Source organism: Frankia nepalensis, assembly GCF_016786325.1.
Lineage (GTDB): Bacteria > Actinomycetota > Actinomycetes > Frankiales > Frankiaceae > Pseudofrankia > Pseudofrankia nepalensis.
In genome coordinates this window covers 51,764-69,170 of sequence record NZ_JADWYU010000099.1, presented here as the reverse complement: position 1 = coordinate 69,170, position 17,407 = coordinate 51,764, and the positions used below count along the sequence as shown (strand labels likewise).

17 protein-coding genes and 1 pseudogene are annotated in these 17,407 nt (G+C 69.3%); 7 read left to right on the top strand and 11 right to left on the bottom strand.

Annotated elements, in window-relative coordinates; genetic code table 11:
- The first annotated feature begins 80 nt into the window (after positions 1-80).
- The 3 genes and pseudogenes from I6A81_RS10460 to I6A81_RS10450 all read left to right on the top strand — a co-directional run.
- Complete coding sequence (locus tag I6A81_RS10460) at positions 81-506, top strand: VOC family protein (RefSeq protein WP_203002293.1); 426 nt, start codon at positions 81-83, stop codon at positions 504-506.
- Positions 507-548: 42 nt separating this feature from the next.
- The gene (locus I6A81_RS10455; protein WP_203002315.1) at positions 549-1,322 is read left to right on the top strand and encodes an SDR family NAD(P)-dependent oxidoreductase; all 774 of its coding nucleotides are present in this window, start codon (positions 549-551) and stop codon (positions 1,320-1,322) included.
- A gap of 416 nt (positions 1,323-1,738) precedes the next feature.
- Positions 1,739-2,107, top strand: a pseudogene (locus I6A81_RS10450) (hypothetical protein); the annotation flags it as partial.
- A gap of 65 nt (positions 2,108-2,172) precedes the next feature.
- Here I6A81_RS10450 and I6A81_RS10445 read toward each other — a convergent pair.
- Positions 2,173-2,871, bottom strand: a complete 699-nt coding sequence (locus I6A81_RS10445; protein ID WP_203002294.1) for a TetR/AcrR family transcriptional regulator — start codon at positions 2,869-2,871, stop codon at positions 2,173-2,175.
- A 338-nt stretch (positions 2,872-3,209) separates the two neighbouring features.
- On the opposite strand from I6A81_RS10445, the gene I6A81_RS10440 reads away from it, so the two are divergent.
- Positions 3,210-4,442, top strand: a complete 1,233-nt coding sequence (locus tag I6A81_RS10440) for an ABC transporter substrate-binding protein (protein WP_203002295.1) — start codon at positions 3,210-3,212, stop codon at positions 4,440-4,442.
- A 153-nt stretch (positions 4,443-4,595) separates the two neighbouring features.
- Positions 4,596-4,730, top strand: coding sequence for a hypothetical protein (locus tag I6A81_RS44800; protein WP_285222673.1), 135 nt, complete (start codon positions 4,596-4,598; stop codon positions 4,728-4,730).
- A 165-nt stretch (positions 4,731-4,895) separates the two neighbouring features.
- On the opposite strand, the gene I6A81_RS10435 is transcribed toward I6A81_RS44800, so the two are convergent.
- The 8 genes from I6A81_RS10435 to I6A81_RS44795 form a co-directional block, all read right to left on the bottom strand.
- Entirely contained in the window at positions 4,896-5,936 is a 1,041-nt protein-coding gene (locus I6A81_RS10435) for an amidohydrolase family protein (protein WP_203002296.1), read from the bottom strand.
- A 300-nt stretch (positions 5,937-6,236) separates the two neighbouring features.
- Positions 6,237-6,554 carry an acyl-CoA dehydrogenase family protein gene (locus I6A81_RS10430; protein ID WP_203002297.1) on the bottom strand — a complete coding sequence of 106 codons (318 nt, stop codon included), beginning with the start codon at positions 6,552-6,554 and terminating at the stop codon, positions 6,237-6,239.
- Positions 6,555-6,701: 147 nt separating this feature from the next.
- A complete protein-coding gene (locus I6A81_RS10425) occupies positions 6,702-7,604 on the bottom strand; it encodes an SDR family NAD(P)-dependent oxidoreductase (RefSeq protein WP_203002298.1) in 903 nt (300 codons plus the stop codon).
- Between the two features lie 39 nt (positions 7,605-7,643).
- The gene (locus I6A81_RS10420) at positions 7,644-8,438 is read right to left on the bottom strand and encodes an enoyl-CoA hydratase-related protein (protein WP_203002299.1); all 795 of its coding nucleotides are present in this window, start codon (positions 8,436-8,438) and stop codon (positions 7,644-7,646) included.
- Positions 8,435-9,493 carry a TIGR03617 family F420-dependent LLM class oxidoreductase gene (locus tag I6A81_RS10415; protein WP_203002300.1) on the bottom strand — a complete coding sequence of 353 codons (1,059 nt, stop codon included), beginning with the start codon at positions 9,491-9,493 and terminating at the stop codon, positions 8,435-8,437. The genes I6A81_RS10420 and I6A81_RS10415 overlap by 4 nt, the downstream gene beginning before the upstream one ends.
- A 37-nt stretch (positions 9,494-9,530) precedes the next feature.
- On the bottom strand, positions 9,531-9,737 hold the full coding sequence (locus tag I6A81_RS10410; protein ID WP_203002301.1) for a hypothetical protein: 207 nt from the start codon (positions 9,735-9,737) through the stop codon (positions 9,531-9,533).
- 476 nt (positions 9,738-10,213) lie between these two features.
- A complete protein-coding gene (locus tag I6A81_RS10405) occupies positions 10,214-11,173 on the bottom strand; it encodes a thioesterase family protein (protein ID WP_203002302.1) in 960 nt (319 codons plus the stop codon).
- 367 nt (positions 11,174-11,540) lie between these two features.
- Positions 11,541-11,795 (bottom strand): enoyl-CoA hydratase-related protein, encoded by a 255-nt coding sequence (locus I6A81_RS44795; protein WP_203002303.1) that lies wholly within the window; start codon positions 11,793-11,795, stop codon positions 11,541-11,543.
- 353 nt (positions 11,796-12,148) lie between these two features.
- Here I6A81_RS44795 and I6A81_RS10395 point away from each other — a divergent pair, with 353 nt between their 5' ends.
- A complete protein-coding gene (locus I6A81_RS10395) occupies positions 12,149-13,300 on the top strand; it encodes an acyl-CoA dehydrogenase family protein (protein WP_407661282.1) in 1,152 nt (383 codons plus the stop codon).
- A gap of 99 nt (positions 13,301-13,399) precedes the next feature.
- Here I6A81_RS10395 and I6A81_RS10390 read toward each other — a convergent pair whose 3' ends face one another.
- Positions 13,400-13,573 carry an HAD hydrolase-like protein gene (locus tag I6A81_RS10390; RefSeq protein WP_203002305.1) on the bottom strand — a complete coding sequence of 58 codons (174 nt, stop codon included), beginning with the start codon at positions 13,571-13,573 and terminating at the stop codon, positions 13,400-13,402.
- Between the two features lie 812 nt (positions 13,574-14,385).
- Positions 14,386-15,828 (bottom strand): MFS transporter, encoded by a 1,443-nt coding sequence (locus tag I6A81_RS10385; RefSeq protein ID WP_238428820.1) that lies wholly within the window; start codon positions 15,826-15,828, stop codon positions 14,386-14,388.
- A gap of 433 nt (positions 15,829-16,261) precedes the next feature.
- On the opposite strand from I6A81_RS10385, the gene I6A81_RS10380 reads away from it, so the two are divergent.
- Positions 16,262-17,380: an NDMA-dependent alcohol dehydrogenase gene (locus tag I6A81_RS10380; RefSeq protein WP_307874571.1), complete on the top strand. Its 1,119-nt coding sequence runs from the start codon at positions 16,262-16,264 to the stop codon at positions 17,378-17,380.
- Positions 17,381-17,407: the final 27 nt, after the last annotated feature.

The following is a 17,407-nucleotide window of genomic DNA, read 5'->3' as shown; positions in this document are numbered from 1 at the left end:
GCGGCGCGCGTCTCGCCGCGGCGGCGCGTCCTGGGAAGACCGGCCCGTACCCATCCGTCATCAAGCACACAGGAGGAACAGTGCACATTCTGGGCTTCAACCGGGTCGAACTCGTCGTCCGCGAAGACGAGATCGAGAAGGCTGTCGAGCAGTTCAACGAGGTTTTCGGCCTCAAGCTGCCGAAGCCGCACCCCATCCAGAACGCACCGGTGCTGTCGGCCACCGACTTCGACGGGCACATCGAGCTGGTCGCCCCGGTGGACGGGCAGGGCGGCTTCGCCGCGAAGCTCGAGCGCGGCCCCGGTCAGATCGGCCCGCTGGTCTGGGAGATCGCCGACATCGACGAGGCCCGCGCCTGGCTCGCGGAGCACAACTACAACATCGTCTTCGAGTACGACAGCCGCGCGGGCAACTCCGACGAGCAGGCCCATGCCGTCCACCAACTCATCCTCGACCCGGCACAGTGGTTCGGGTTCAACGTGACCCTGATGCGCCGGTACAACTAGCCGCGAGGCTGTGGACCGCCGGGAGATCTGCCCGTGGACGTCATGAAAGGCCAGACCGCGGCCGCCGCTGTCGGGAACCGCTTCTCCGGCAAGGTCGCGATCGTCACCGGTGCCGGCTCGGGCATCGGGCGGGCGATCGCCCGGCGCGTCGTCGCGGAGGGCGGCACCGTGCTCGGCGTGGACATATCCGGCGACGGCCTTGTCGGCACCGCGTCGAGCGCCGGTGAGCGAATGTCGACGCTGCGCGCGGACCTCACCGATCCAGGCGCCGCCACCGACGTCGTCGCCAGCTGCCTCGACCGGTACGGGCGGATCGACGTACTCGGGAACGTGGCGGGCGTCCACGCGACGGGACACGCCACCGAGATCACGGTCGAGCACTACCGACAGGTGATGGCGGTCAACCTCGACGCCCCGTTCTTCCTTGCTCAGGCCGCCATCCCGCACCTGCTCGCGACCTCGGGCAACATCGTCAACGTCAGCTCGCACGCCGGGCTGCAAGGCGTGCCGTACGCGGCCGCCTACTCGATGAGCAAGGGTGGGCTGGTGGCGCTGACGCGCTCCCTTGCCGTCGAGTATCTCAAGCGGCCGCTGCGGGTAAACGCCATCGCGCCCGCGGCGACGAACACGCCCATGGCGGCGGCGGGCACGTTCCCAGCCGACGTCGACCTGCGGTTGCTCGGCAGGCTCGGTGGTCATCGCGGCAGGACGGAGCCGGACGAGGTCGCGGCGCTGTTCGCCTTCCTCGGCTCCGACGAGGCCCGCTCGGTGACTGGCGCCGTCTACGCCATTGACAATGGTCTCACCGCGAGCTGAACCGCACGCCCGGCGCACGCCGCGGACGGATCGGAAGTCGAGAAGGCGGACATACAGTCCCTCCCCGAACGCGCTGCCGTGATCACCGGTGGCTCGGCCGGAATCGGTCGAGCCACCGGTGAGCTGCCGGCCCGCCGGGGAACGCGCGTGGTCCTCGCGTCGGGTCGACCGCCCCGAGGCGGCGACGGCCAGCCGCGCGCCGCTCGCCGACGGGCAGCTTCGGCACCCGCGGAGACCGGTGACCACCGGGTCATATTGCCTCCGCAACATAGTGGCTGCTACGGTGGCCTGGCCGCATGGACCCGAAGCCGTTGGAGTCGGAGGACGTAGTCGTCGATCGACCCGCCAACCGCGACGCTCACGTCAACCGGGAACCGGAAAGGCGAAGACGCCTTCACCACCCATAGGAGAAACCGATGCCGGTAATGAAGCCCCAGGAGTTACCCGAGAACGGCGACGGCCGGTGGCCGCACACAGGCTTCCGCTCCGTTCAGTGGGGAGACATGGAGGTCGGCTACACCGTCGTCCCCGCCCCCGTCGACTGCACTCCAGGATATCAGGGGCTACCAGGCGGCGTATGCAACTGCCCGCATTACGGATATGTTTTCCGCGGGCGGCTACGTGCTGTATACCCAGGCACCGACTGGCCGGACGAGGTCGCCACCGCGGGAGACGTGTACTTCTTCCCGGCCGGGCACTCGCTTATCTACGATGAGCCCAGCGAGGTGCTGGAACTGAACCCGGCCGCCGCGCTCGCCAGTCTGATGGACCACTTCGAGAAGATGATGGCGGGGGGGCTGGGGAGGCGGTTGATCCGTCCGTCCCCGCCGGTCCGGCCTGTCGCCCTGATCTATCGCCCCTGGGCAGCCGCACGGATCGGACCATCACCCGCCGAGGTCCTTGTCACCGCCTGACCGTCGGCACCACCCGAGGAGTCGGACTCCGCCAACAACCCGGCGACCAGGGCCCGCAGCATGACGACGAAGGTTCGATCACGATCCGGGCTCCGCGCGAGAGCCGCCGAAGCGGCCTCGTCCAGAACCCCACCCGCACTCGCGTCGAAACCGTCACCCACCGTCTGCTCAGGCCACCTCCGCGCATAGTGCTCGAACGTCACATGCTCACCAACAAGTTGGACGACCGCGTTGGTCGCGTCAACGATCCCCAGCCCGCCCAGCCCGGCGGCGGCGAACTCCGCCGCGAGGGCTTGTCGAGCCGGCCCGAGCAACGCCAGCAAGATCCCACGTTGGTGGGCCAACTCCACCAACCCGCGGTGCTCGTTGATGTTCGCCACCAGTGCCGAAGCAGTCGACATGACCCGCTCCAACGGCGACTGTCCGACCGTACTCACCCTACCGAGAACATCCCGAGCCTCATCGGCGATGACGTCGAGAAGCTCATCCCGGTTACCGACGTGCCAGTAGATCGCAGTCGGCGCCACACCTAGCTCCGCCGCCAACCGACGCATGGAGAACTGCCGGAAACCGTCCCGCTCCAGCAACAACGTCGCCGCGGCGACCACACGCGCCGGGGTCAGAGGATCTCGCACCGCCCGAATGCTACCGACAAGCAGCCACCAACCGCGCCCACGCACCACCCTCACCGCGCACCGGCAACATCCCGCGGAGAACGCCGAGCGTGTCGGTCGCGGCCCCGCTCCGGCCGCCCCTGCTCTTCTTCTCCGGATCGGGTTCCGAGGTGTCCGCCGGACCACGGCGGCCTGCACCGTCCGGCAGTCCAGCCGGACCGCCTCGGGTCGGCGGCGCGGTGGTGGTGCTCCCGGACCTGCCGCGCGCCGCGGCGTAACAGTGCCTGAATCGACTCTCCACTGGAGGTATCCAGCCGATGGTTCGTCAGCGATTAGCACCCGGAACGACGGCGAGCGTCGTGACCACGTTTGCGCTGCTGGCCGCGGTGCTCGCTGGCTGCGCGGACGGTTCGTCGGATCCGAGCGGCGACGGCGCTGGCGGGTGTGTCTCGCCCGGTGTCACGGCGGACACGATCAGGATCGGGCTCATCTACCCGGACAGCGGCGCCGTCGTCGGTGGCTTCCAGGCCACTCCTGGTGCCGTGGCGGCCCGGATCGAGGCGGCCAACGCCGCCGGCGGTGTCAACGGCCGCAAGGTCATCGTCGACTGGCGCGACGACCAGGGCACCGCGGACGTGTTTTCCCTGGCCGCCCATGACCTGCTCGACGACAGCGACGGGCAGGGCGTCCTCGCGCTGCTGGCACAGACAATCGCGCTGACGCCGGCGTCCTTCGACTGGCTGGCCAAGGCCGGCGTACCCGTCGTCGGCGTCGCCACCTCCGCCGAGTGGAGCAACTACCCGAACGCGTTCCATTTCGGCAACATCTTCAACCAGAACCAGGCGGTCACCACGTACGGCCAGTTCGCCAATGCCCAGGGCGCGAGCAAGGTGTTCGTGCTCACCGACCAGCAGGCCCAGGCGTCGGCCAGCCTGGCCGCGCACGTCGTCACGAGTCTGCAGAGCCAGAACGTCCAGGTGGTCGGCACGCTGGACATCACCAAGGGCATCTCCAGCCCCGCCCGGGTCGCCGACGCGATCCGCGACAGCGGGGCCAACGGCGTCATCGGGACGATCCAGGCCGACCCGTTCTACGAGCTCTACCCGCTCCTGGGGCCCCTGCGACTCAAGCTGGCGATGAACGCCACTGGATACGACGCGGACATACTGGCCTCTCAGGGGCAGGCACTGGCCGGCATGACCGTCGTCGTCTCGTACTCGGCCTTCGGGACCGAGGCGATGAACACCTACCTGCGCAACGTCGACACCTACGCGCCGGAGCTGACCAACCCCCAGGACCAGCTGGCCCTGGCCGGGTACGTCGCCGCCGACGAGATGCTGCTCGGCCTGAGCCTCGCCGGCGACTGCCCCACGCGGGAGAAGTTCATCGAGGGCCTGCGCCAGGTGCCCGACTACACCGCGGGCGGCCTGATCCCACCAAATGACATACGCCACCCGGCCGACCCGGCGAGGTGTGTCAACTTCGTCCAGGTGAGCCCGTCCGGCGACCAGTGGCAGGTCATCTCGGACCCAGCCCGGTCAGACGGCTACTGGTGCGGCGATGTCATAACCACAGGAACCACCACCGGCTAAGGCACCGAGAAATGCTGAGGCCGGCGTCGTCTTCGCACCTCTTCGGGTGGGGATTACCAGGGCCCCGCGAAGCGGGCTGTCACACGGCGCCGGTCATCCCAGGCCGAGTTCCGATGAATACGTGCGGAACCCGCCAGGATCTGCGCGGGCCAGGTGACCGGTCCTGGCTTCCAGACCAGGAAGCCCTGGACCAGACGCCTCAACCCGGTCACCGGGGAGCGCGGCCGGCCAGGCAGGAGACTCGTCCAGGCCGACGGCGGCGCGCCCGGCACCGGAATGGCGATGTAGTCCCCGCCTGGCCTTACGCTCCCGACGCGGCCCAGCGCGGTGTGAGCCGGCCCCAGCGGGCCTGCTCAGCATGCCTGGCTTCTACGGACCTCAGAACGCCGAAACGCCGTCCTGGCCTTCGGTCCCGGGCGAGCGGAGGTCGCGCCGCGCCGTCTACGACCCTGCTTACAGATTCCAGACGCGGGCCGCGTTGCCGGAGACCATGGCCTTGCGCTCCTCGGCCGGGATACCGGTGAAAATCTTGTCGACCACGGCCCGGGAGTTGGGCCAGCTGGTCACCGGGTGCGGAAAGTCAGTCGACCAGATGATGTTGTTGACGCCCAGCAGGTCGCGCACGCGCTGGAGGCCGACGCTCTCGTCGATGAACGTCAGGAAGACATTGCGATAGTAGTACTCGCTCGGCATTTCCTTGATCGCCGGGAACTTGTAGCCCTGCCGGCGGACCATGTCGTCCACCGTCTCCAGCCACCAGGCGACCCAGGCCAGGCCGGGCTCCACGAAGACCACCTTGAGCCGCGGGTGGCGCTCAAGCACCCCACCCATGATGATCATACCGAGAGCCTCGGCGGTCATCAGCGGCACCAGCGGGACCGCGATCCCCTTGTTCGGGGTCGGGTCCCGCATGAACAGGTCTGCCAGGTTCGTGTTCAGGCCGATGTGGAAGCAGATCGGCAGCCCGGTCTCCTCGATCGCGGAGAACAGCGGAGCATACCGCTCGTCGAAGTACTCCGGCAGCTTGAACTCGCTCGGGAAAACCGGCATCTGGAGCGATTTACCGCCCTTGGCCGCCACCCGCTGGACCTCGCGGACCGCGAGATCGATATCGTGGATCGGGATCTGGTAGGAGACAATCAACCGATTGGGGTCGGTGCTGGCGAAGTCAGCCAGCGCATCGTTGAACGCCTGGACGGTCTCGTCGACGCCGCCCTCGACGGAGGCCAGGTAGCGAAATGCGCTGACCTCACTGTAGAGCACCTCGGCCTCGACGCCATCGGTGTCCATGTCCTCCAGGCGCGCCACCGGGTCGTAGTAGGCCTTACGACCGAATACCGCGTTGGATGCCGAGCTGGCCTGACCTCCCTTGGCGCCGGCACGGTTCGCCGCGCCGGCGCCCCGGTTCATCCTGGCTTCATAGTCACCGGACGCCTTGTCATACGCCTCGTGCAGGCGCGAAGGGAGATGGTACTTGACCTGCTCGTGCGTCATCTGGACGTGCGAGTCGGCGGATATCAGTCGCTCCACAGCGTCATTGCCCTATCTGACGAAGGTATCCCACCAACGGAAGCACCCCGGCCACTGGGCGGTGCCGCTCCGTCGCGTGCCCGCCCCAGGCGACGCGGCGCGGCGAGTCGATCCACTGCCCGCGGCACGTCGAGCCTCGTTGTGGGTATGGCACCCACACGGCGGGGTCAACATAGCGAATACTATGCATTGCATCTAGCGGCGTGTCAAGAATACCGGCGCTGTCTCGTTGAGCAGGCCGGAGGCATGACCACGACGGGTTGGTTACCTGGCCAGACAGCCAAGGCGAACTCGGGGAACTCCGCCGTGAGCCGACGGCTGGGTTTGGCATCGGTGCCGAGTCCGCAGCGTCGGCGCCAAAGATTCTGGACGAATTTCGCCCGCCTCGGCGCCGCCGAGGTTCTCCGGCAGGTGCGGCCAGGTCAGGCCCTGCTCGACGATCGCCCGCCAGTAGTCGGGAGCCGCGCCCGCGACCCACCGATCCAGCCCCGCCCGGACCCGCTCGGACCCAGCGTGCCGGGACACGAAGCCGCGCACCGCGTCCGCCAGCGCGGCGTGGTCCTCGTCGAGACCGATGGACACGTTGCATCACTCCTCGCGGCCGACGAGCCAGCCGTCGGCCTGTCTGGGACGCCAAGAAAGATGATCAGAACTGCCGCGCGCCCAGGGGCGGCGCGGTGGGTCCGGCCGCCCGAGGCCAGCGCCTCGGGCGGCCGTGGTCGCCGGGGGTCAGTGGGCGGGGTGCAGGGCGACGAGTCGTTCGCTCTCGTCCCAGAGCCGCTGGGCGAGGTCGAGGTCAGCGGCGACGGGGGTCAGCGTCGCCGGCCTGGTCCGGTCGAAGTAGACACCGGTCGTCGTGGCCAGCTCCGCGGCCGTGGCCAGCGTGATCGACGGGATCGCGCCCCGCGCCGCGGTCATCGGCTCCGGGAGGTTCGCGAGCACGGCGCTCGACGCCGCGTTGTCGCGCGGCACGGCGACCGCGTGGGCGAGGTCGGCCTCGCGGGGCTGACCCAGCTGCGTGGCGACGTAGCCCGGGTTGACGGCGTTGACCGTCACCCCGGTGCCGGCAAGCTGGCGGGCGAGGATGTGCGTGAAATAGATGTTCGCGGTCTTGGACTCCGCGTAGACCTGGAGCGTGTGGAAGTTCTCCCGGTGCTGCAGGTCGTCGAAGCAGAGGCCGTCCGGTGCCATGCGGTAGGCGCCGGACGAGACGATCATGATCCGGGCCGGCGCGCTCGCGACGATCCGGTCCCGCAGGAGGCCGGTCAGCAGGAACGGGCCGAGGTGGTTGACGCCGAAGGCCGCCTCGAAGCCCTCCGCCGTCTCCCAGCGGTGCCCGCCCGGCGCGAGCCCGGCGTTGTGCACGAGGACGTCGATGCGCGGGTAGCGTTCCAGCACGGTCGCGGCGAACCGGCGGATCGAGGCGAACGAGGCCAGGTCGAGCGGTACGAGGTCGACGGTCCTGCCGGTCCGGCGCTCGATCTCGGCGACCGCCTCGGCGCCGCGACGTGGGTCCCGCGCGGTGGCTACCACCCGCATCCCCTGCTCAGCCAGGCCGAGGGCTGTTTCGAGGCCGATGCCGGTGTTCGCGCCCGTGACGATCGCGACCGGCTGGGTCACGCCGTTGTCCATAGTCGAGTTCCTTCCGCTGGGGCGTGCGACGGGCGTGCGTCAGTCGTCGGACCACTCGGTGGCGACGCTGCCCCGCCAGCGCGGCGGGCGGCGTTCCAGGAAGGCGAGGACGCCTTCCCTGGCGTCCGGCGCGCCCATGGTGTGGTGGTGCGCCGCCGTCTCGCGTGCCTCGACGCCGGCCGGGTCCAGGCCCCAGCTGTCCCAGAGCAGGCGCTTGCTGTAGGCGACGGACAGGGGGGCGGTGTTGGCCGCGATGTCGCGGGCCAGCGCGAGCGCGGCGGGCAGGACCTCGTCGTTCGGCAGCACCCGGCTGCACACACCCAGGCCGTGCGCCTCCTGGCCGTTGAACGTCCGCCCGGTCAGCAGGATCTCCGCCGCGCCGGACATGCCGGCGATCCGGGGCAGCGTCCAGTGCGAGTAGGCGTCACCGAGGACGCCTCGGCGGGCCTGGACGATGCCGTACTTCGCGTCGGCGGCGAAGATCCGGATGTCGCACTGCAGGGTCAGGGTGAAGCCGATGCCGATCGCGTGGCCGTTGACCGCCGCGATGACCGGCTTGCGCACCCGCCACGCCGGCATGCCCAGCCCCGCCGCGCTGAACGTCGAACTGTCGGGGCTGGCGAACGTGTCCCCGCCCGACGTCATGTCCGCGCCGGCGCAGAACGCCGGCGGCGTGCCGGTCAGTACGACCGCGCGGACCGCGTCGTCGGTGTCGCAGCGTTCATAGGCCGCGACGAGGTCGCGGGCCATCGCGCCGCCAAACGCGTTGCGCACCTCGGGTCGGTGCAGGGTGAGCGTCGCGACCCCGTCGGTGAGGTCGAACAGGACCGTCACAGCGCCACCGCCCCGGCCACGGCGTCCTGGCCGTCTGCCTTCGCGGACGCGGCATGCAGCGACCGCGCCAGGTCGCCGATCAGGTCATCGCCGACCTGGTAGCCGGGGAAGTAGGCGCAGACGCGGTCGCAGTCGCCGTAGCGGCGGATGATCTCGTCGGCCACCTGGTCGGGGGTGCCGTGGACGGCGATCGTCTCGAACATCTCGTCGGTGATCAGCTCGGTCATGCCGGCCCAGTCGCCGCGCTTGGAGCGCGCGTTGAGCTCGGGCTGCAGGTCACCCCAGCCCTCCACCTCCAGCACCGGCCGGTAGGACGGCGTCGAACCGTAGAACCCCAGCAGGCCGCGCGCGGCCCTCGCCGCGGCCAGTTCCTCCTCGGTCCGCCCGACCGCGACGATCACCTCGGCGGTGATCTCCAGGTCGGCGCGGCTACGGCCAGCGGCGGCCAGACCGGCCTCGATCGCCGGCATCGTGCGTTCCCGCATGTGCCGGTCGCTGTTGAACGGCATCACCAGGATCCCGTCGGCTACCTCGGCCGCCATCTGGTTCATCCTCGGCCCAAGCGCCCCCACCAGCACCTTCGGCACCCCGTAGGGGTTCGGCCCCGGGCTGAACGCCGGAGTCATCAGGGTGTGGGTGGTGTACTCGCCGCGGAAGTCCAGCCGGGTGCCGTCCTGCCAGCTGTTCAGGATCGTCTTCGTCGCCTGCACCCATTCGCGCATCTGCGCCACCGGCTTGCCCCACCGGGCGCCGTAGCGCTTCTCCACGTGCGCCCGCACCTGCGAGCCGAGCCCGAGCCGGAACCTGCCCCGCGACAGCAGCTGCAGGTCATAGGCCGCGTGCGCCAGATGCAGCGGGCTGCGTGGGAAGGCGATCGCGACGTTCGTCATCAGGTCCAGCGAGCACACCGGAGCCGCCGCGACCAGCGGGAAGAACAGGTCGTGCGAGTTCTCGAAGCTGAACACCCCATCCACACCGGCGCGCTCCAACGCCCGGGCCCGCTCGGCCGCGTCCACGACCGAGTTCGACAACATCACATCCACCTTGATCGGCATTGCCGATTCCCTCTCCCTCATCTGTCACGAGGAACCGTCATAACCCGCAGCGTCTCGGCTGGCTGTCTCCGTGTAGCGGCTGGCCGGGCAGCGCGCCCGTGGGTTGGCCGTCCTCGGCGGTCGGGGGGCCGTTGACCAGGGCCCAGCGGTATCCGCTGGGCCGTTGCACGAACCGGCCGACGCCGCCGGAAACGTCGTGGACGTACTCGGGGGCATGCAGGCGCAGTCCATCAAGGTCGATCACGTTCAAGTCCACAAACACGCCCGGGCGAAGCGCGCCGCGGTCGTCGGCGCTGAACAGGGCGGGCACAGCGGACCGCGCAGTGCCCGACCAGGCCACCGGCGTTCACACCATGCACGGCCCGACCTCGGTGATGCGGTCCCCGTCGATGGCGACATCGCCGGGCGCCGGCTTACTGCCAGACCCATCGACGACGAGGCCGCCGCGAATGACCAGATCGTGCGTCAGGGGCGTGCCTCCGCAGGGGTCGGATCGACAACAGGTGTGTCCATCGGCGTCCTCCTGGAGTCCAGCCCAGATGCCGCCCTCATGTGATCACGTCGTGGTCAGCCGGAGCCTGTCGGTGCCGACCGACAATAGCACGTGCTATGTCTCTCGGCTGCCGGGCCGAGAGGAGCCCTCTGGCGGTCATCCGGCCACCAGCGGTACGTCGCTCCCCTGTCCTCGTCGCCATGCGTCGAGTCGCCAGGGGCACGGCGTCAGAGCCAGGGCGGTCGACTCTCGATCATGGACTGGCCGGCGGTCGCGAGGAGGCGGCCGTCCTCGTCGAACATCCGCGTGTGGAGCTGCGCGACGCCGCGCACAAGCGCCTCGACCCTGACGTCGAGCAACACCCAGCGGATTTGTTCATTGCCAGCCTGGTCCGTCGGGACATCGACGACCCGGATGCTGTTGTCGAGGCTGGCACCGTAGGTGTGCACGCCGCGTGCCACGCTGATGGCGGCGGGAGCGAAATCCGCGAGCAAGGCGAGCAGAACCGCCGACATCGGCAGGTGCGCCCGTGGGCGCAGCCACAGAACGCTACGCCCATCGGACGGACTACCCGTCAGCTCCGGCGGCATCGGACGCGCCCAGCGTTCCTCGAAGCACCCCCGCATTCCTGGCGCCGCCCCCGGTGGGTCGGCCGGCACCGTCCGTTCCGGGCACTGTTCCGGCGCCGGCACCCCAGCGGGCGGGGCCACCAGCTGCCGGTCCGCGGGTCCATCCGGGATACTGACCGCGTCGCCTGAGCGGCCATCGCCAGCCTGTTCCCCGAAGGTTCCGGTGGCGACCAGGGCCAGCCGTCCCTCCACTGTGCCGCGGACGACGGCCTGTGACAGCTGTCGGCCATGGTGGCCAGGCTCCACCCGAAGCTCCAGCCGCTCGCCGGCTCGAATCGGGCTGATGTACTGCACACTTGCCCGCAGCGGTGGCCGTTCCAGCACCTGCGCGCCCAGGGCGAGAGCAACAGCCAACCCCGCGCCGCCCCACAGCCCTCCGACCGCGTTAAGAAGGTGCGGGACAGCCACGAGCTCGCCACGGCCGCTGCCCGGGTCGATCCGCAGCCCCATCAGCTCCCGCGCCACCGTGTCAGCCGTCTCGGCGGTCCCCACCAGACGATCGCCGCCGGCCCGACCGGCACTATCCACGGCGCCGGCCACCACCACCAGCTCGGTCATCTCCGACACCACCTCCGCGGTTCGCCGAGTCCCGGTCCCGGCGCGTGAACCCCACTCCGAAGCCAGGAGCAGCGGCGGGCCCGACGGCGCAACGCCGCAGAAACCGACGCAACGCTCGGGCACTCACCGAGATAGTATTAGCTATGTGGAAGTAACTCTCTCAGTTGAGACGCAGGTCTCCCGCGCTGGCCGCGTGGATGATGTGTTCCGGAAGCACGGAGCTCTCTGAAACTCGGCAGGTCGCGATCAAACAGCGCGAGCGAACCATGGAGGGTGACGCCGGCCACAGCCGCCGGTCGCCGCCGACTCACGGCCGCGAGCGCCACCACGGAACTTCCGCCTCAAGGAATGTTCAACGCTGACGACTTCAGGGCGGAAACGAGCAGGACCACTCTCCGGTGGGATTGCCCCCCGACCAACGCGACTGCCGCTTCGCACGGAACGCGGCGACGCTCTCGGATCCGAGCACGACTACTCCAACGGAGTCGTCCGCCCGTACCTGTTCAAGCCGACCGATCAATTCGTCGAGCATCCAGTCACTCAGGGCGTTACGCGTCGCGGGGTCGTTGACTATGACGGTGGCCACCCCACGGGTGCCCTGATCGTATTCGACGAGAGGCATGGCGCGGCGTTCCTCTCTCCTGTTCAGCGCGCACCCGACCGAGCGCGTGATCTTTTCCCGGCCAGGCTCAACTGCCGCTGGCCGCCGGCGGGGCCGGGCGCGTGGCGGCCCTCTCGCGCCTCGATGACCGATCGACCTCACCACCGGTGACCGACGCGTACGCGTCGACCCCCATGCCAACGACGCGCCAGTGGGGCACGCCCGCGGCCGGCGGTCCACCGACGACTTGCGTCACCGCCAAAGTGACTCTACATTCACTAACTGGCTCCTGCGGGGCAGAAACTGAGGGGAATCTTCGGGAACTTCTGCACCCATGACCCGAGCTAGTCATCGATGAGTCACTAGGGGTGCGAGTGGATCTGGCGGACAGCGAGGAGCTGCGAGCGCTGCGGACAGCCGTCGCCGCGATCGCGAAACCATTCGGCGGGGAGTACTACCGCGGGCGGGCACAGGCGAACGCACCCACCACGCAGGCATGGACCGAGTTGGCGAAGGCGGGCTTCGTCGGCGTGAACCTCCCGGAGGAGTACGGCGGCGGAGGAGGCGGGATCACCGAGCTCGCCGCCGTCTGCGAGGAGAGCGCCAGCGTCGGCTGCCCGTTGCTGCTCCTACTCGTCTCGTCCGCGATCAGTGGCGAGGTGATCGCCCGGTTTGGGGACGACGCGCAGAAGGAGCGCTGGCTGCCGGGCCTGTGCGACGGCTCGCACAAAATGGTCTTCGCCATCACCGAGCCGGAGGCCGGGACCAACACTCATCGGCTGTCGATGACCGCCGAGCGCGACGGCGACGAGTGGGTGCTCCACGGCCAGAAGTACTACATTTCTGGCTTCGACGAGGCGGCCGCGGTGCTCGTCGCGGCACGAACCGGCATCCGCGAGGACGGCCGAGGGCTGCTCTCCCTCTTCATCGTCCCGACCGACACTCCCGGGCTCACCGCCAGTCCGATTCCGGTCGCCGCCCAGATCCCAGAAAAGCAGTTCATGGTCTTCTTCGACGACGTTCGGATACCCGCAACCGCGCTGGTCGGAACGCACGGTGACGGCTTCCGACAGGTGTTCCACGGGCTCAACCCGGAACGGATTACCGGCGCGGCGATCTGCCTGGGCATTGCCCGTCACGCCCTGGACAGAGGCGTCGAGTACGCGCGGTCGCGCAAGGTCTGGACCGTGCCGATCGGCGCCCACCAAGGGGTGTCGCACCCACTCGCCAAGGCGAAGATCGAGACATCACTCGCGCAGCTCATGACGCGGCAGGCGGCGTGGGCGCACGACCACGGCCAGCCCGCCGCAGAGCTGTCGAACATGGCGAAGTACGCGGCGGCCGAGGCCGCGCTCGCCGCGGTCGACGCGGCCATCCAGACCCATGGCGGCAACGGCATGTCGGTCGAGTTCGGCCTGGTACCGATGTGGGGGCTCGCGCGCGTGCTGCGGATCGCGCCCGTGAACAGGGAAATGATTTTGAACTACGTCGCGCAGCACAGCCTCGGCTTGCCAAGGTCGTACTGACGGGCCGGCTACGAGGAGAGCGGGACACGATGAGCGTGCTCGCCGGGCGAGCCCACGCGGCCGCGCACGCGCGGGTGACTGAGGGCACCGTGCTGCGGGTCAGGCGGCCAGCGGCGTGTCGGTGACGGTCTCGACGTCGAGCCGCGGCGCCCACTGGCGCAACGCCGCGACGGCCGAGCTCTCGTGGTCGAGCAACGTGCCATCCAGATCGAAGATCACTGCACGAAGCCCGTCGGACCAGGTCACGGGCTCGGGGTTAGCTGTCGCAGTCACCCACCCAAGTCTGCACGCAGCAATGCGTTCCAACGCGCTCGCTCTGCCGCGTCTGCGGCCCACAGGGCCCGTGAAAGGACATCGAGATCCTCACGCCGCGCCGCCAGATCGGCGTGCCACAACGCCAACTCGACGGCCAACGCATCCAGCTCCAGCCCGCCGACCGCGCTCCGCCCGCGCGCACTCACACCCTGTACCGTGCCAGAACCCGGATTCGGACCATCGGCCCACACCTCGACACCGCACGCCTTGGCGCATGACGCCTGAACAGCCAAATCATCTACGGATCATCAGCATGTCCCGTTGCCCGTCGCCAGGAGCGAGAGGTCGAAAACCTCTCGAATACCAATCATGTACGAGTGGGTTGAACCCCCCTCGGACACAACGTAAGAGATCAACATCGTCTCTGAACTGCGTAGACGGGCGTGGGGGTTCAACTAACCCGGCCGACACGAACCATTACCCCACAGACGCCCTACCTGCACTTTCGCGAGCTATGCGTATATGCGGTGTCGGTGAGCCCAGAACTCGATCATCGGGTCGAGTCGTGGCCTGATACTGCGGTTCAGCGAGCCTGCCTGACGGACCGCCGGTTCGCCTAGACACGGGCCAGCAGGCCTGCAGCGAGGCCGAGGGCGAGCAGTAGCAGTACCCAGCCGACGGCGACGGTCACGGTGACGCCGACGACCAGCGCCCCCCGGGCAAGGTGACGCCGGCCGCCACGGGCGGGCGGGCGGCGTACCCACCCGACATCCGCATGCCTTCCCCGAGCCGACCGGCCGGTACGTTGGCGTCGGCGTCCAGATAGCGGTCTACCGTGCGAGCCTCTCGGCTGTCGGGAGCCGTCGGTGTGTTCGGGCAGGTCGCTCGGCGTGTTCCGGCAGGTCGGGAAGTGTCCGGCCGAAGCATGCGACGAGCGCGACAACGGCCAGCTGAATTCCCAGCACGACCAGGAACGCGTCACGCGGGCCGAGCGAGGACGGGGTCGCCAGGGCCTCGTACAGGCTGCCGATGACCGCGACCCCGAGGGCGGTCACGGCCTGTTGGCTGGTGGTCAGTACCCCGCTGCCCGCTCCGGCGAGATCCGGTGGCACCCGGGAGAGCACCACCCGGTACAGCGCCGTCATCACCAGCCCCTGGCCGGCGCCGGTGACGAACATGCTGGGGATGAGGATCGCCGCGCCCAGACCCGGCCACGCGGCGAACGTCGCCGTCATCGTGCCGAAGATGCCGAGGCCCTGGATCGCCGCCCCGAGCGACACCACGCGCGGACCGCCGATTCTGGTGACGACCCGCGCGCTGCGCATCGCGGCGAGGAAAGCGCCCAGCGCCATGGGCGCGAGGCCGAGCCCGGCTTCCAGGGGCCCACGCCGCAGGGCGTCCTGAAAGGTCACCGTGTACGCGAAACTGAACCCACCGAACACGCCGAACCATGGAGAGTTCATCAGCAGGCCCTTCCACATGCTCGGCACACGCAGCAGGGAAGGCGGCAGCAGCGGGGCACGGCCCTGACGTTCCGCCCGCCGTTCCACCCGGACGAGGAACGCCCCCGCGGACACCGCGACGCCCAGCAGCAACCAGGTCCACCATGGCCAGCCCCAGGTCCGCCCCAGATCCAGCGGCACCAGCAGAGCGAGCGTCGCGGCGCCGAACACGAGGGTGCCGAGCCAGTCGACGGGCGCCGGTGTGGCTGAGCGGGTATCGGGCACCGTCCGCCAGGCGAGCGCCAGCGCGACAACCCCGATCGGCAGATTCAGCAGGAAGATCGGCCGCCACCCGGCGCCAGCGATGTACGCGGCGACAAGCAGACCGCCGAGGACCTGGCCGACGATCACACATATCCCGCCCACGGCGCTGAACAGGCCGATTGCCCGGGCGCGCTGTTCCCCCTCGGTCGTGCTCTGGATGGTGGCGAGGATCTGCGGGAGCATGAGCGCCGCCGACGCGCCCTGCGCGACCCGGCCGACGACCAGTGCCACGATGCCGGGCGCGAGCCCGCAGGCCAGCGAGGCGACGACGAAGGCGGCGAGGCCGGTGAGGAAGAGCCGCCGCCGGCCAAGCCGGTCACCGAGGCGCCCACCGATGACGAGCAGCAGCGCATAGGAGATCGCGTACCCGGCCACGACCAGGGTCAGCGCGGACGTCGAGGCGTGGAGATCCGCGTCGATCCGCGGGAGCGCGACGTTCACGATGAAGAAATCGACCGTGGGCAGTGCGGCCCCGGTGAGCAGCGCCGCGAGCCCGAGCGCGCCCATAACCGGCGGCACCGCGCGTGTCCGCTGACCCTCGGGCAGGAGCCCGTCCGTCACGAGGTCTCCCACCGCCGCCGGCTCAGCGGGCGGCGGCGTCGGGAGGCACGGCTCTCCTTCTCCCAGAGTGCTTTGATCGCTACCACCCACCTCCGATCCCTGCCCGGCCGTTCGGATTTTATATACAAAATCCACGCCGATGGGCGAGCGTCAGGCAGCGCACGCGCCTGCGCACGCCCAAGGGCGATCAGCCCAGCTCCCGGCCGCCCGGCGAGCGCGACCTCTCCGATCACGAGGCTCCGGCAGCCACGAACTCTCCTTGCGCCATTTAGACAGTTAGTACACACTACACAATCGACCAGGGGGTCCGCTCCTGCGGCGCTACCAGCCGATTGACCACGAGGCCACCAGGTCAGGCATCGAGGGTGAGGGGGCAGCGGTGGGAACGATCACGACGCGTGCCGCGGTGTGCCGGGGACCCCAGCAGTGGTGGGACGTGGTCGATCTGCGTCTGGAGTCGCCGCGGGCGCACGAGGTACGGATCAAGTTCATGGCGGCCGGGCTGTGTCGTTCGGACGAGCACGTGCGTACTGGCCTGACGCCGGTGCGGTACCCGATCGTGGGTGGTCACGAAGGCGCGGGGATCGTGGAGTCGGTCGGGCCGGGAGTCACCCGGGTCGCCCCCGGTGATGACGTTGTCTGTTCCTCCCTGCCCGTCTGCGGCCGGTGCCACTACTGTTCGACCGGCCACCAGAACCTCTGCGACGACGGCCCGGACACGCGGACCGGGCACCTTCCCGACGGTTCCTTCCGGTTCCACGACGGAACCGAGGACGTCGGGGCGCTGTGCGGATTAGGAACATTCTCGCGGTACGCGGTGGTGCCGGAGACCTCGTGCATCCGTCTCGGCGAGGACATTCCCTTCGAAGTGGCCGCCCTGATCGGCTGCGGCGTACCGACGGGCTGGGGCTCGTCCGTGTACTGCGCCGGCGTCTCGGCAGGCGACACCGTGGTGATCTTCGGGGCCGGTGGCGTCGGCAGCAACGCGGTCCAGGGCGCCCGGCAGGCGGGAGCGCGTCATGTCGTCGTCGTGGACCCGGTCGCCTTCAAGCGGGAAAAGGCACTCACCTTCGGCGCCACCCATGTCTTCGAGACCGCCGGCAACGCCCGCACGGCCGTGCTGAGGATGACCCAGGGCCGGGGTGCCGACCACGCGATCGTCGTGGTCGGTGTCCTGGACGAGCAGGTTCTGAATCAGGCCACCTCGATCGTGGGAAAACTGGGACAGGTCACGATCACCTCCGGAGGGTCCCGGGATCACCTGCTGGGTGTGAACACGGGCGCGCTCGTGGGCTACCAGCAGTGTTTGCAGGGAGTTCGGTTCGGCGGCTGCAACCCACTGCGCGACATTCCAAGGCTGCTCGATCTCTATCGCGGCGGCGAGCTGATGGTCGACGAACTCATCACGACCAGGTACGGCCTTGATGACATCAACCAGGGCTACCGGGACCTGCTCGAGGGAAAGAACATCCGCGGCGTCGTCATCCACGAGCACTGAGAAATGCCGGCACAGGGACCAACGGAG